Annotated in this window: 15 protein-coding genes; 6 read left to right on the top strand and 9 right to left on the bottom strand. The window is 70.8% G+C overall.

The window, feature by feature from the left end; genetic code table 11:
• Positions 1-2,041 (bottom strand): ATP-binding protein (locus tag CCS38_RS13020; protein ID WP_223733403.1); only part of this gene is annotated, 2,041 nt, incomplete at its 3' end.
• 282 nt (positions 2,042-2,323) lie between these two features.
• Here CCS38_RS13020 and CCS38_RS13015 point away from each other — a divergent pair.
• The gene (locus CCS38_RS13015) at positions 2,324-2,560 is read left to right on the top strand and encodes a hypothetical protein (protein ID WP_223733402.1); all 237 of its coding nucleotides are present in this window, start codon (positions 2,324-2,326) and stop codon (positions 2,558-2,560) included.
• A 71-nt stretch (positions 2,561-2,631) separates the two neighbouring features.
• On the opposite strand, the gene CCS38_RS13010 is transcribed toward CCS38_RS13015, so the two are convergent.
• A complete protein-coding gene (locus CCS38_RS13010; RefSeq protein WP_223733401.1) occupies positions 2,632-2,889 on the bottom strand; it encodes a hypothetical protein in 258 nt (85 codons plus the stop codon).
• Positions 2,890-3,445: 556 nt separating this feature from the next.
• Between CCS38_RS13010 and CCS38_RS13005 the strand changes: the two genes are divergently transcribed.
• Both CCS38_RS13005 and CCS38_RS13000 read left to right on the top strand, forming a co-directional pair.
• Positions 3,446-4,540, top strand: a complete 1,095-nt coding sequence (locus tag CCS38_RS13005) for a nitric oxide synthase oxygenase (protein WP_223733400.1) — start codon at positions 3,446-3,448, stop codon at positions 4,538-4,540.
• 10 nt (positions 4,541-4,550) lie between these two features.
• On the top strand, positions 4,551-5,225 hold the full coding sequence (locus CCS38_RS13000) for an O-methyltransferase (RefSeq protein WP_223733399.1): 675 nt from the start codon (positions 4,551-4,553) through the stop codon (positions 5,223-5,225).
• A gap of 955 nt (positions 5,226-6,180) precedes the next feature.
• On the opposite strand, the gene CCS38_RS12995 is transcribed toward CCS38_RS13000, so the two are convergent.
• The 7 genes from CCS38_RS12995 to CCS38_RS12965 form a co-directional block, all read right to left on the bottom strand.
• A complete protein-coding gene (locus CCS38_RS12995; RefSeq protein ID WP_223733398.1) occupies positions 6,181-6,351 on the bottom strand; it encodes a hypothetical protein in 171 nt (56 codons plus the stop codon).
• Between the two features lie 26 nt (positions 6,352-6,377).
• A complete protein-coding gene (locus CCS38_RS12990) occupies positions 6,378-7,346 on the bottom strand; it encodes an SGNH/GDSL hydrolase family protein (RefSeq protein ID WP_223733397.1) in 969 nt (322 codons plus the stop codon).
• A 388-nt stretch (positions 7,347-7,734) separates the two neighbouring features.
• Positions 7,735-8,730 (bottom strand): ATP-dependent DNA ligase, encoded by a 996-nt coding sequence (locus CCS38_RS12985; protein WP_223733396.1) that lies wholly within the window; start codon positions 8,728-8,730, stop codon positions 7,735-7,737.
• A 45-nt stretch (positions 8,731-8,775) separates the two neighbouring features.
• Positions 8,776-9,468 (bottom strand): DUF4232 domain-containing protein, encoded by a 693-nt coding sequence (locus CCS38_RS12980; RefSeq protein WP_223733395.1) that lies wholly within the window; start codon positions 9,466-9,468, stop codon positions 8,776-8,778.
• A gap of 346 nt (positions 9,469-9,814) precedes the next feature.
• Complete coding sequence (locus CCS38_RS12975; protein WP_223733394.1) at positions 9,815-10,042, bottom strand: hypothetical protein; 228 nt, start codon at positions 10,040-10,042, stop codon at positions 9,815-9,817.
• Between the two features lie 37 nt (positions 10,043-10,079).
• Positions 10,080-10,436 (bottom strand): hypothetical protein, encoded by a 357-nt coding sequence (locus tag CCS38_RS12970; protein WP_223733393.1) that lies wholly within the window; start codon positions 10,434-10,436, stop codon positions 10,080-10,082.
• Between the two features lie 74 nt (positions 10,437-10,510).
• Positions 10,511-11,656: an SDR family oxidoreductase gene (locus tag CCS38_RS12965; protein ID WP_223733392.1), complete on the bottom strand. Its 1,146-nt coding sequence runs from the start codon at positions 11,654-11,656 to the stop codon at positions 10,511-10,513.
• Positions 11,657-12,109: 453 nt separating this feature from the next.
• Here CCS38_RS12965 and CCS38_RS35530 point away from each other — a divergent pair, with 453 nt between their 5' ends.
• The 3 genes from CCS38_RS35530 to CCS38_RS12950 all read left to right on the top strand — a co-directional run.
• Positions 12,110-13,402, top strand: coding sequence for a cytochrome P450 (locus tag CCS38_RS35530; protein ID WP_223733391.1), 1,293 nt, complete (start codon positions 12,110-12,112; stop codon positions 13,400-13,402).
• A 258-nt stretch (positions 13,403-13,660) separates the two neighbouring features.
• A complete protein-coding gene (locus CCS38_RS12955) occupies positions 13,661-13,963 on the top strand; it encodes an acyl carrier protein (RefSeq protein WP_223733390.1) in 303 nt (100 codons plus the stop codon).
• The coding region (locus CCS38_RS12950) for a beta-ketoacyl synthase N-terminal-like domain-containing protein (RefSeq protein WP_308050796.1) at positions 13,960-14,409 on the top strand (450 nt) is incomplete at its 3' end. The genes CCS38_RS12955 and CCS38_RS12950, both read left to right, overlap by 4 nt.

The raw sequence follows: 14,409 nt of genomic DNA, 5'->3' as shown, positions 1-14,409 counted from the left end.
CGATGGTGCAGCCGGTGTGGAAGGCGGTCTGATAGGCGTCATCGCCGATGAGGCGGCGGGCCGTCTTTTCGCACGCGGTGCGGGCTGCGATGAGTTCCGGTGAGCCCAGTTGGGGGGTGCCGACGGTCTGCCAGATCTGGTCCGCCAGGCCGAGAATGCGGGCGCCATGCTCGGCGTGCCCGGAGGCGATGGTCGCGGAGGCGAGTAGGTCGACGGTGATGGCGATGCCGGTGCTGTCGTGCAGGCGGTGTTTTCCGGCAATGGCGCTGCGGGCGTGGGCGGCGGCTTCCTCGGGCCGTTCCCGTCCCTGGGCGGCCAGGGCGCAGATGTAGTCGCCGTAGGTGCGTACCCAGGTCTCGCCGCGCCCGGCGCACTCGTCGCGTCCGGCCGCGGCAGTCGCCGCGGCCTCGGCGAACCGGCCGAGGTGGACGAAGGCGTAGGCGCGGGTCATCCAGGCCAGGATCCAGGCGGCGTCGTACCGCCCGGCTGTCGGCCGGGTGTGCAGCGTCGCGTCGAGCATCTCCACGGCCGGGGCCGGCCGGCCGCTCAGTGCGAGACTGGCGGCTGTCAGGAAGGCCGCGGCGACCGGTGCGGTCTCGTCGGCCTCCGTTGCCACGGCCCTGCGGAAGGCGTCGGCGTAGCGGAGGCTGGTCTCGGTGTCGCCCTGGCCGTAGGCGGCCATTCCGCAGGCCCACAGGGCCTTGGCGCGGACCGGTCCGGGCGCCGTTTCCGGCGCCAGTGCCCGCTGCAGGTAGTGCTGCCCATCCTTGCCGAAGCCGCAGGCGTGCCAGAAGAACCACAGCGTCCCGCCGAGCTCCAGCGCGGCCGGTGGGTCTTCCTCGGCGAGGCAGTGGTCGAATGCGGCACGGAGGTTGGCGTGTTCGGCGACCATCCGCTCGTACCAGGTGATCTGGTCGGGTCCCATCCAGGCGTCCTCCGCCTGGTGGGCCAGGTGCAGGTAGTGGGTGAGGTGTCGGTGCCGCACTGCCCGTTCCTCGCCCAGGCTGCGCAGCCAGTGGGCGCCGTATTCGCGCAGGGTGTCCAGCATTCGGTACCGCTCCTCGGCCCCGGTGGGTACCCAGGTCAGGATCGACTTTTCCACCAGGGCGGTCAGCAGGTGCGGGACCTGGTGGGCGGGCAGGTGCTCGTCGGCCAGCACCTGGCGCGCCGCGGCGGTGCCGATGGTGCCGGCGAAGACCGACAGCCGTGCCCAGGCCAGGCGTTCGGCCGGGGTGCACAGCTCGTGACTCCAGCCGATCGCGGTGCGCAGCGCCTGGTGCCAGGGCGGGGTGGCGTCTGAGTCCTCGCCGTCGGTGTTGCCGAGGATGGCGTAGCGGTCGTCCAGCCGCTTGTTCAGCTCGGCCGGGGGCATCTCGCGCAGGCGGGCCGCGGCCAGTTCCAGGGCGAGGGGCAGTCCTTCCAGGCGGCGGCACAGGGCGGCCAGTTCGGTGCGGTTGGCGTCGGTGATGGCGAAGCCGGGCACGGTCTGGGTGGCCCGGTCGGCCAGCAGCACCACCGCGTCCGCCGCCTCGTCGGCGTCGGTCTTGGGGAGCGGGAGCGGGTCGAGGCTGAGCATCTCCTCAAGGTGCAGGCCGAGCGGGCGGCGGCTGGTGGTCAGGATCCGCAGGCCCGGCGCGACGGTCAGCAGCGTCGCCGCCATCTCCCGGCAGTCCTGGAGGAGGTGTTCGCAGGTGTCCCACACCAGTAGCAACTGCCGGACCGCGAGGTATTCGGCCACCACTTCGATCATCGGCCGGGTGGTCTGGTCGGCCAGCGGCAACACCTCGGCGATCGCGTACGGCAGCGCGCTGCCGTCGCGCAGCGGGGACAGTTCCACCCACCATGCCCCGTCCGTGAAGCCCGGCTGCAGCTCGGTCGCTGCCCGCTGCGCCAGCCGGGTCTTGCCCACGCCCCCGACCCCGGTCACGGTCACCAGCCGCGACCGCCCGCACAGCCGGGCCACCTCCTCCAGCTCCGCCCGCCGTCCGACCAGCCGGCTGGTTTCGTCGGGCAGGTTGCCCACCCGCCGCTCTGCTTTCATCGCGACCACCTCCCTTCCGCTCCCCGCGGTCGTTGCGTCTGCGGGTCTCGGTGGTAGCAGAGGGCCGGGCCCCTCCGCAGGGCTTCGGCCGTTTCGCCGCGGTTTCGCCCCGGGAGTGGGAAAGTGCTGTCTGCCTGCTTGCTTGCCCGCAACGGCGGACAAGCAGGGGCTCAGCCCGTGCCGCTCATCCCGCCAGACTTGCCGCCGGTGTGCAGCACCGTCAGCACGACCTTGGCGATCGGTTTTCTTCCGAGCAGCACGTGTAGATGCTGCGCTGCGGCGGTGCAGCCCGCCTCTGCCTGCCCGCGCGGCCGCCGCCTGGCGCGCCGCTGCCGACTTCTCATCGCCCGGCTGCGGGCGGTGCTGTGGCGGTGCGTGACGCTCTTCGGTGTCGACTTCGGCAAGGGCTTCGCTTACACCATCGGTGCGACCGCCGCCACGGGTGTGGTGCTGCTCGTCCTCAGCGTCGCACTGGATGAGCCTCTCACCGAGCTGATACGCGCGCACCTGGGGCTGTGACGGCCGGTCCGGCGGTCACGGTGGTGGCCGCCGGCACAGTCAGCTTGCGAATGAAATGGCCAGGGCGGCGGTTACTGACGGAGCAGCGGCGCGATGACGGCGGCGTACGCCATCGCTCCGGCGATGGCGACCTGCAGCGGCGTGGCCAGCCGCGGAAAGCGGAGTCCGAGTTCGGCGAGTTGGGCGAGCTGGTGGTCGATGAGCTTGGCGCGGCCGACGACCGTCACAACAAAGACCAGCAGGACGCGGTCCGATTCGCCGGACGGCTGAGCAGCAGCAAGCGCCACCAGCAGCTGCTGGGTAGAAGCGGCCGTGGGGGTAGCAGGCATGGCTGTTCCTTCACTCGTAGAGGTGTGCCGGCCCCGAGGCGCCTTCGGGAGTGGCGTCACCTTGGAACGGGAAGTACTTAGCCCCGCAACTCCTGCTTTTCCTGCAGGTCACAGCGCTACAGCCCACCTACGGGCACGCGGCTAGCACGCCCCGGGGCTAGCCGCGCAACCCACCACGGAAAGACGTCGCCAAGTTCATCAGCGCGCGGCGCTGTTCAGCTTCACAGGCGATCTTCTGCGCGAGTATCTCGTGGTCGACGCATGGGGCGACGACGGCCAGGACTCGGATAGCTGAAGGCCAGACTTACTTCCTGCTGAGTAGCTGTGTCATATGCCTTGATCGGTGACGGTCTGTGGCGGATGGGCAGATTCCTTCGCCTTGGGGTCGGGGAGACGGCGCGCTGTGCCGCCGTACCGGTGGTCTCTGGATCCTCCGCGTGACCACGGCCTCGGGTGGGCGTTGTGGACGTGCGTGACAGAGAGACACGCAGCACGAGACGTGCTGCCTTTGGGGGCACCACCGGTGGCAGTCGGACCGGCAGACGGCCACGCGGATATGGCGCAGGCGCAGGAGTTCATCCGCCAGTTCCACGCCGAGCGCCCGGAGCAGGGTGATCCGGAGCTCCGTCTGCGCCAGGTACGTGCGGAGATCGACCGCGCAGGCACCTACACGCACACCACGGCGGAGCTGGAGTTCGGGGCGCGGGTGGCGTGGCGGAACGCGGCACGCTGTATCGGCCGGTTCTACTGGCGCAGCCTGGTGGTGCGGGACATGCGGCGTCTCACCACCCCGCAGGAGATCGCCGAGGGGTGCTGGGGGCATCTGCGGCAGGCGCACAATGGTGGTCGCATCCATCCCACGCTGACCGTCTTCGCGCCCGACCGTCCCGGGCGTCCGGGTGCTCGGCTGCTCAACCAGCAGATCGCCTCCTACGCGGGGCATTGCCGTTCCGACGGCACCTGCGTCGGTGAGTCCCGCAATGCCGACCTGACCGGGCTGGCCAAGCGGTGGGGCTGGGCTCCGCCCGGGGGGGGGCGCGAGGGGCGGTTCGATATTCTGCCGCTGATGGTGCAGACGGCACCCGAGGCCCGGCCGCACCTGTTCGATGTGCCGACGGACGCGGTGCGCGAGGTTTCCCTGGTCCACCCGGACTTCGCCTGGTTCGGTGAGCTGGGGCTGCGCTGGTACACGATCATCGCGATCTGTAACCAGGACCTGGAGGTCGGCGGCATCACCTACCCGGCCGCCCCGCAGAACGGCTGGTTCGTCGGCACCACCATCGGCCGCCCGCTCACCGACACCGATCGCTACAACCTGCTGCCCGAGGTCGCCGGTCGCATGGGCCTGGACACCTCCCGCGACGACACCCTGTGGAAGGACCGCGCCGCCGTCGAGATCAACCTCGCCGTTCTCCACTCCTTCCACGCCGCCGGGGTCTCCGTCACCGATCACCACACCGAGGCCCGGCGCTTCCTCGCGCACGTCGCACGCGAACACGCCGCGGGCCGCCCCGTCCCGGCCGACTGGAGCTGGATCGTCCCGCCGATCTCCGGCTCCACCACCCCGGTCTTCCACCGCTACTACGACCCCGTCGCCCCTGCCCTGCGCCCCGCCTTCCTGCACCGCGAGCCCTGGCCCACCTACTTCTAGGAGCCCCGCCATGACCCGGGCAACGCCCCTCCTCGACGCCGGCCTGTCCACGTACGCACTGGAGCACAGCAGCCCCGAGGATCCGCTCCTGCGAGAGCTGAGCGAACAGACGGCCCGCGCCCTCGGCCCTACCGCGGTCATGCAGATCGGCGCCGACCAGGGCACCTTCATGACGCTGCTCGCCCAGGCCACCGGGGCCCAGTACGCGCTGGAGGTCGGCACGTTCACCGGCTACTCGGCGCTGTGCCTCGCCCGCGGCCTGGCCGGGCCCGCCCCACGCCTGATCTGCTGTGACATCAGCAAGGACTACACCGACATCGGCCGCCCCTACTGGGAGCGGGCCGGCGTCGCCGACCGCATCGACCTGCGCATCGCCCCGGCCCTGGACACGCTGCGCTCCCTTGCTCCCGACCCCTTCCTCGACCTGTCCTTCATCGACGCCGACAAGGGGAGCTACATCGACTACTGGAACGAGATCGTCCCGCGCACCCGTCCCGGCGGGCTCATCCTGGTCGACAACACCTTCGCCTACGGAGGCGTCCTGGACCCCACCGACCCCGGCCTGGCCCGCCCCGGCTGTGACCCGGCCGCCGTGCACGCCTTCAACGCACACGCCGTCCATGACCCGCGCGTGGACCTGGTCATGCTGCCCATCTGCGACGGGCTCACCCTGGCCAGGAAGTAACCGACCGCGTGACAGCGGCAGCGACCGGGGCCCGGGGCGCGGCTCAGCAACCGCCGTGGCCTTCCGGCCGCAGAGCACCGTGAGGCGATCAAGCCTGGTCGCAGCGCGGGTCAGCTTGAATGTCATCGACACCGCATGGCAGGACTGAGGGCGCGGCTACGCCGCCGCGCACCGGTACGCTAGCGCCAAGGGCACCTACGGGTGCCCTGCGACCACAAGCAAGAGGCGTATGCACTGGGGCAATGAATCGCCGAGCAGCGGCGCGTCTACGGGCCGGGCAGCAGCACAACCGGGCGCCCGGGCCGCAGAAGGCGGACCACCACGAGGTCGCCGGCCTCCGGCGAGCCCGCCCCCGGCACCGAGGATCCCGGGGACCGGCTGCAGTACGCGTGGGGCCGACACGATGCCGAGGACGCGCTCACGCTCGAGGACGCCCCGGAGCGGCTGTTCACCGAGGCGTGCCTGCACGGGCTGAGCGCCCGGCCAAGCGACGACGTCGACTCCCTGGACAACTGCCTGCCGCCCCGCATCGCTCAGATGGCCCGGAAGGTCGCCGAGGTGCTGGAGGAACCGCAGCCGGCTCCCGCGTGACATCGAACAGACCCACCGAGATTGGGCTGAACTAAGGGCATGGAGCCGGGAGCCTGCCAGGGACGCAGGCACCCGGCGCCGTCAGCTGGTGGGCAGGCCGGGGAGGACGACTCCCGCGTAGGCGCCAGGACGCTGCCCAGCGCGCCGCTGAGCACTGGCGAGTTGAGGATGGCGACTGCCTGAGTGCCCACCGCTCCAGACGGCCAGGATCGGGGTCCTCGTCGGTGGCCTCGTTCTCCATGCGGTCTGCCAGGGCGGTAATCTCTTCGGCGTCCCCCTCGGGGAGGTCGAGGATCGGTGCAGCCAGGCGCGGACAGCCGCCTCTCCGCCTGCCCGGGCGGGCGGAGAGCAGGTCTGGTTTCTCTCACGCGAGGGTGTACTCAACGGTGGTGTTGCCACACCCGTGGGCGTACTGCCGCAGCGTGTCCTGTTCGCTACGGTCGGCGGTCAGCTCCCAACGCAGTTCGGTGGAGACCCAGTCCGAGAGGTAGGTGCGCCTCCGGCTGGTGCCGGAGGCCGTTCGCTGCGGGATCATCGGCGTGGTGCCGAGTGCGGGTCGGCTCAGCTGATCGCGTTCAGCATCGCCTCTTCGACGTGGTCGGCGGCGTTGCGGTGGCCGAGGGCGTTGGGGTGCACGAAGGACAGCTGGTCGGGAAGGGTGACAAAGCCTTCCATCCACTTGGTGTCGTCGCAGACGCTGTGCTCCTGGGAGGAGGTGTAGAGGTCGACGAAGCCGGCGGCTTCCTGGGTGCCGGTCGAGTCCTCGATGGTCTTGTTGAGGGGCTCCAGGACGTCGGTGCGCAGCCAGGCCAGGTCGCCCTGGGTGATGGTGCCGAACTGCGTCAGGTCGCCGTAGTTGCACTTGGCGGTGTTCTGAGGGATGACCGTGGGGTAGCCGACGGTCAGAATTTTCGCCTGCGGGGCGCGCTCGTGGAGCACGGCGAGCATCCGGTCGTACTCCCGGCTCGCCTTGTCCAAGCGGGTCTGGAGGCCGGCGCCCAGGGCGTCCTTGCACGGGGTGCCCATGCCGTCGCTTTCGCCGCCCAGCTGCGGGCACTTGGCGAGGATGTCGGCGAAGCCGAGGGTGTTGCCGCCCACGCCAACGGTGATGACGTCGGTGTCGGGGCCCACCGCCTCGGACTGAGGGGGCACCGCGGGGAAGGGGTAGTCCGGGTCCTCGGAGACGGGCGGCAGGTGACGGCCGATCGGCTCCTGGGCCTGGTCGGTGACGTTCTCGATGGTGGCGGCGCCGCAGCTGACGTTGGTCAGGTCGAAGAGACCGCCGAGGTCGCGGTCGATGACCTGGGGGTAGGACCGGTCGGTGCGCTCGCAGCCGTCGCGCGGGATTTCGAAGGTGTTGCCCGCGGCCCGGATGACCCCGGCGGTGTAGGAGTCCCCCAGGGCGACCCACTGCTGATCCTCGGCCGCGGCGGCGGGGTGCGCCCCGGCGAACTGCGCGGGGACAAGAGCGCCGGCGGCGAGAGCTGCGGCCGAGCCGAGCAGGGCCAGACGAGTGCGGAAGCGTGCCACAAATCCTCCATGGATACGGTGTTGGCGTCGCTTCGACCGTAAAGAGACCATCACTAAACGCACTAGATCCAATACCGACAGTCATCAAAGCCTGCGGAGGTTCGCCTCTGTAGGTGACGGAGGTTCAGCATCCCGACCACTCGCCCCCTACAGGCGACCGCTCCTGTGCGGAACTTGCGCAGCACAGGGAAGGTCTTGATCGACTGCGGGATGCCGCTGGCCACACGTCCCCTCGATGGCTGTCTTGTTCTCGATCACCTCCTCACACGCGCATGGCCATGCCTGCGGCCGCGAGAGACGTCGAGAAGCACCCGCCACCTGTGAGGGAGACACACCCCAGAGTGCGTTGATCAGTCGATCGGACATGCCTGTCCGACTGATCAACGCATCAAAGAGACACGCTCCAGCCCCTGGCCCCGCGCGGCCGCCCATCGCCGTCAGCCAGCTGCCGGCCCGTTGCCCCGCCCACACCGCGGACGTCAGCCGGATCGGGATCCGCACGCGGGCGGCGCAGTTGGAGGGTGTCGCCAGCGGCCGGCGCCGTCCAGCGCGACGTCGGCGTCGATCTCGGTGACCAGCTCGGGGAGGACGAGGTCGACGTGGAGGGTGTCGTCCGTACCCCAGCCTGCGCTGAAGGTGCGGCCGGTCCAGGGGTACTCGGGCCCGGCCGGGGTCGGCTGCGCGGCCAGGTCCCGAGGCCAGCGGCCAGCTGCGTGGTGCGGCCGACGTACCGCAGCCGACCGGCCGCATCGAAGCGGCCGAGCAGCAGCGTGCCGGGGCGGCGCAGAAAGCCAGTGACGGCCCCGACGATGGCCTCGGTGAACTCCCGAACGCCGTACTTCCGCCACCCGCCCGCCCGCTTGCCCGGGAGATACGGCTGCTGCTGCCGCTTGAACACCACGCCCTCGATGCCGACGGCCGACCACGACAGCCATTGCCGCGCCGTCGCTTCGTCGGTGGTCATCGGGCACAGCGTCCACGGCGGCCCGAGCCCGTACTCGGCGAAGAGCGCCTCCAGGGCAGCGCGGCGTTCGACGTACGTGCGGGCGGTGAGGTCGACGTCCTGGGCCACGAAGTGGGCCGGGTGCTGCTCGGCGAGGCGCGCAGCGGTGGCCGGGCGGCGGTTCAGCCGCCGCGTCAGGTACTCGAAGGCGAGGCGGACGTCGGCCCCGATGACCAGTTCGCCGTCCAGGACGACGTCGTATGGCAGCTGCGCGGCCGCGGCGACCAGCTCGGGGAAGCCGGGCGTGAGGGCGGTGCCGTGCCGGGAACACAGCAGCGTCTGCTCCTGGTCGTGGGCGAGCAGGACGCGGAACCCGTCCCACTTCGACTCCACCACCCACCCCGCCGACAGAGCAAAGACATCAACCGGCCGGGCCAGCATCAGCTCCGATGTTCCCGCCCACCCGGCTGAGGTCTGCCTCCAGGCTTATTCCGTCGTGGTGACCGGGCCGACGAAGGTGCCCGGGCGGGTGGCGCCGGACTGATCCAGCAGCGCGCCGCCGTACGGCCAGTCCAGCACGAGGTTCCGGCGCTCGTTCGGCGGCGTGATCACTACCTGGTGCGGTGCGAACTTCCGGTCGTCGCCGCGGGTCGAGGCCAGGAAGGTGATGTCGAGGACGGCCTTTCCGCCGGCGTCGAGCCGGACGGTCTCCGGCTTCTTGTTGCTGCGCCGCAGGTCCCAGGTGTCGCCGTGGGCTGTCTGGAGCTGGACGCCGGGGAAGCCGGCCAGGGTGCACCCGGTCGTGCCGGTGTTGGTCAGCACCACCCGGGCGGTCTGCTGTCCGTCGTAGTCCATGTCCGGGCCGCCCTCGAAGGTGGACCAGGCGGCCTTGAGATGGTCGCTGGTGCACCGGCGCGCCGATGAAGAGCTGGCAGAGGCGCTGCCCGCCTTGGCTTCGACTGCCTTGCCGGAGCCGCCCGTGGACCCGCCGGTGCCGCCGGAGGAACCGCCCGGGTCGATGGTGGGTGTACCGCCCGGGTGGACGGGCGTGGCGACCGGAGACGGTCCCCCCTTGGCACCGGTTGCGGTGTCGCCGCCTGCGCAGGCGGTGAGCGAGAGAGCCGCAGCGGCGATCAGCGAGGCCGCCGCGACGGTGCGGGTACGGCGAACAGCGGTCATGCGCGACATGGAAACCCCCTGGGTAGATGGAGTGCGCCCGGGACGCGGTGCCTTCCGCGTCCTGCACACCACCCTGTGCGCCACCGCTGATGATCGACTAATTCCTGACTAACACGTCCCTGGCGCACCGCGGCCCTCGCGTGAGGGGGCTTGGGCTACCGGCCTCGCACGGCACCGCCCGCCTAGGGATGTTTTCGAGGCGGGCGGTCAGCCGGGCCGGCACAGACCGCTGGGACTGCCGACGACGACCGCGGCGGCGGCGCCCTCGAGCGACGCTCTTTTGGACGTTCGCCGCCTCCGCTCGGCCGTCCATGGACACTCCACCGCGTGCGGCGCCCCACTCCGGCTACGGCATCTGCGGTTCTTCCACCTCGCCCTGGGCCGTCCAGGTCTTCACGACACATTCGTGGCCGTCGGTGTCCTCGATCAGCTGGATCATCACAGTCGGGTTGCTACCGTAGCGCCCGACCCATTCGGTGTACCGGCCCTCGGCGGTGGCGGCCGCGGTCCACTCACCCTCGACCGCTGCCCCATCCGGCGTGAATTGCAGCCGAGCGACGTACTTGGTGCTCACCGGCTTGTCCTCATCGCATCCGCTCTCGCTCTCATCTTCACCGGGGCACCGGATCAGCCTGCCGCCGGCTGGTAGCCCTGGCCGAACCGCGGTACGTCGGCCGGGGCGAGGGCACTGCGGGGGCGGAGCAGCCGGAGGGGGTGTCGTCAGCGGCCGGCCCCGTCCAGCGCGACGTCGGCGTCGATCTCGGTGACCAGCTCGGGGAGACGAGGACGAGGACGAGGTCGACGTCGAGGGTGTCTTCCGTACCGCAGCCTGCGCTGAAGGTGCGGCCGGTCCACGGGTGCTCGGGCCCGGCCGGGGTCGGCTGCGCGGCCAGGTCCCGGGCGAGGCCGAAGCGCCGGTCGGCTCGCGTCCCATTGCAGGGCCAGGGACTGCGGACTGCCCCGCGCATGTGTTGTGGCCCCCTTGTCCGAGCCGTTGCGTCGCGTGGTGCACCAGTTGGTCCCGGACGGTTGGGGCCGCAGGTCAGGTCTCCGGTTCCGTGTCGTGTTCGGGCTGGGGGGAGTGCGTGGCGAAGGTGCGTGCCAGGTAGGCCCGGTCGAGCGGAGCGGGCGGGGTGATGCCGGCTGCTGCGTCAGCGGCGTTCAACGCCTTGCGGTCATACCGGCGGCCGACAGCGAGGTAGCCGAAGGCGACGGGTGAGAGGCGCTCCAACAGCTCTTCCAGCGGCGTGGGGTCGGGGAGGTGGGGCACTGTGCGTACGTCGAGGTCCGGGAAGTCTCCGACCAGGGCTTGGAGGCAGGTTGTTGCGGGGGTGTCGGTGGGGTGGACGACGTGGTGGGTGCGTACTCCGCCGGGATGAGGGGCGGTGGCCAGCCGCAGTAGGGCGGGGGTCGCGTATTCGATGGGGAGGATGTTGATCGCGGCGTGCGGGTTGGCGGCGATGCGTGCGGTCATGCGTTGTGTTGGCAGGGATTGGCCTGCCTGTCGGGCGAGCCGTTGCAGGCCGCGTGAGGCCAGTACCGCCACACGGGCGCCGACGATGGCGTGCGGGTGGCGTGGGGCTCGGGGGGCCAGCGGGCGGGAAGTGACCAGGACGCTGGGCCGCAGTACGGTGACCCGCGCCGGATGGGTGGCTGCCCAGTCACGGATGAGGACTTCTGCTTCGTACTTGGATTGCTCGTAGTGGTTGACGAAGCCGTGGGTGTCATCCAGGTCGTCTTCGGCCACCGTGCCGCTGGGGCGGCGTCCGGCGACGAATGCCGAGCTGATGTGCACCAGGTGGGGTGGTCGGTCAGCGGTTTCGGCGAGTTGCAGGATGCGGCGTGTGCCGTCGACGTTGACGCGGCGTGCCCTGTGCTCGGGGGCTTGGAGGTCGATGTGTGCGGCGCTGTGCCAGATGATGTCGATCTCGTGGGCCAGGCGTTGGAAGGCGTCCGGGTCCAGTCCGAGGAGGGGTTGCTCAAGATCGGCCTGTACCAGTCGGACCCGGGCCAGCCTGCGAAGTTGTTCTGGGCCGGCTCCGGTGGCGGCCACGGCCCAGTGCAGCCGGGTACGGGCGAGCTGGGGTTTTTGGCGGACCAGGGCGATGACGGGCAGGTTCAGCCGCAGCAGTTCGCTGAGCAGGTGGGAGCCCAGGAAGCCGGTGGCACCGGTGAGGGCGATGGTCACGTTTCTTGGCGTCCTCTTCGCTCGTCGGCTGCAGTGCCGCCGGGCCGTGCGTGGCTCGGCGCGGGAGGAGGGCGGCACCTTGATACCCGAAACGTCTGCCCTGCCTGGGAGTGTCGCGAAAGGCGGAACCATCACTCCGGTGGCGCAAAGTCGGGCGAGTTGCCGCATCTGTTCCTGGTCGCCTTCGTTGTGCGCTGGACGGAGTCGTGGGAGACCGCCGGCAGGGAGGCTCGCGCACGTCCGGTGCGCCGGCCTGAACTGCCTGGTGGTGGGGCTGAGTGGCCGGCCGGGCGGCGGGTGCCCTCGTCGTCGCGGTGGCCCCCGAGCCGGCGCACGTCGCCACGGCATGTGTGGTGGTGAATGACCCAGTTGACCGAGACGCGTAGCAAGGGAGGACGTCCGGTGGTTTGCCCCTCGGAGCACCGTCGCGTGTGCCCGTCCTTGCCCTTCCCTGTGCCGGGCACCGCCGAATCCGGGGCGCGGCAGGTCTACGAGCGGTTGCACGATGTGGGGCCGGTGCACCGCGTCACGCTCCCCGGGGGCCTGGCGGCGTGGGCGGTGACGGGGTTCGATGCGCTCAAGGCCGCGGCGAGGGATCGCCGGCTGGTTCATGATCCGAACAGGGTCCGTGGCGCCTGGCACGGTGTTCCGGTGCGGCGTTATCCGCTCGATGGTGTCTCGGTCGGCCGGCATGTCTTGAGCGCCGACGCTGATGATCATGCCCGGCTGCGGAGGTTGCTGCGGCCCTTCTTCACCCCGGAGGCGGTCGCGCTGTGCGCGCCGGTGGTGCGCCAAGCGGTGGATCGTGCGCTGGACCGGTTCGCCGAGCGCGGTGGTGGTGACCTGGTGGCGGATCTTGCGCTGCCGGTCGCGACGGCGGCGGTGGCGCATCTGCTGGGCCTGTCCACGCCACGGACGCAGGAGTTGGTCGCGCTCAGCCTGCGGCTGAGCAGCTCGGCGCATCCGCAGGAGCCGGCGATGACCGCCGCTGCGGCGGCGATGACGAAGCAGCTGACGGCTGTGGTGGCGCACGCCAGGCGACGTCCCGCGGACAACCTCACCACCGCGCTGCTGGCCGCGTACCGAGGGGGCGCGGTGTCCAGGAACGAGTTGCTGGGGTCGCTGTCCTTCGTGGTGTTCGCGGCAGTGGATTCCACGCTGGCTGTCATCCCGGCCGCAGTGCTGCAGTTGCTGGCCGCCCCGCAGCGGGAGGTACGGCGCTCCCTCATCGAGGGTACGGCGGATGAGGTGTCCGTCGTCGAGGACACGATCCGCCTGGCCGCCCCCTTCACTTACGGTGTGTGGCGCTTTGCCGCCGAGCCGCTGTCCCTCGGCGGGCAGTGCGTCGACGCCGGCCATCCGGTGGTGCTCTGCTTTCCTGCCGCCAATGTCGATCCCCGCGTCTGGCCTGCAGCATGGCGTGTACGACCGGACCGCTCTGGGCCGGCGCGTCATGTGTCGTTCGGTTATGGACCGCATTTCTGCCCCGGTGCGAAGCTGGGCCGGCTGCAGGTGCGTACGGCACTGGTGGAGCTCTTCCGCCGTTTCCCCGGCCTGTGCCTCGCGGTCGGCCGCGAGGAGTTGCTGTGCCACGAGAACATCACACGGCATTTCGTCGCTGTGCCCGTCTTGACCGGCCCGTACAGGGGTTCAGGACGGTCGTGTCCGGCTCGGCCGGCCGCTGGAGGCGGACCGGCAGTAATACAGGGCACGAAGGGGTTGCCCGGGCAGGAGGGCCGGGCGTGAGGAGTGCACTGTCCCAGAGGCATCGCGCTGGTCGGCTCCCGGGTGGCGGTCTGTGGCTGCTCGGCGGGCGGCGCCCCACGCGGCAGGCCCGCCGGGGCGGCCAGGGGTGCGGCCCACTGCCGTGTCGGTGCGGCGGCCGCATATCCGTCCCGAGGCGGTGCGGCTTTCTGCCATCCGGGCACGGTCGCACAGCGAGCGCTGCCGTTCGGACCGCCGACGACTTCTGAACCATCCGGCACACAGCTTAAGGACTGGAACATGACCGATGCGCCCCAGGACCAGCTCGACGAGGCGATGCTCGCACGATTGCTGAGCGAGCACTTCGAGATCGATCCCGCTCAGGTGCGGTCGGAGGCGACCTTCGACGAACTCGAGCTGGACTCCCTGGCCGTGCTGGAGCTGGTCGTCGTGATCGAGGAACAGACCGGCGTCGAACTGCAGGAAGAGGAGCTTGGTCTGGGGCCGACGAGTACGTTGGCCGAGGCCGGGCGGGCGCTGGCCCAAGCGGTGGCCGAGGCGCAGCACAGCAGCGCCGGCGCCGGGAAGAGCGCGCTGCGATGACTGCCGACAGCACAGTGGTGGTGACGGGCCTGGGGCTTGCCACCCCGGCCGGTATGGGTGTGGACGCCACCTGGAGCCGGCTGTGCGACGGTGCCTCCACCGCGGCGCCCGACCCCGAGCTGGCCGGGCTGCCGGTGTCCTTCTCCTGCCGCGTGGAGGACGACACGCTGGCGGCGGCCGTCGGCCCGCGACTGGGCTGGCGCACCGACCGGTTCATCAGACTGGCGCTGGCCGCAGCGCACGAAGCCGTCGCCAACGCCGCGCTGGACCCGTCGGGCTGGGACGGCACCCGGGTGGGGGTCGTCATCGGTGTAGGCGGCACCAGCCACGACACGACGGCGGTGTTCACCGCCGTGGCCGAGGGGCGGTTCAAAGCGGTCACGCCGACCGCGGTTCCCCGCAGCCAGCCCAACATGGCGGCCGGAGAGGTGGGGACGGCTTTGGGG

Origin of the sequence: Streptomyces purpurogeneiscleroticus, assembly GCF_020024005.1 — a bacterium.
GTDB lineage: Bacteria > Actinomycetota > Actinomycetes > Streptomycetales > Streptomycetaceae > Streptomyces > Streptomyces purpurogeneiscleroticus.
This window is presented reverse-complemented; position numbering and strand designations above follow the sequence as displayed.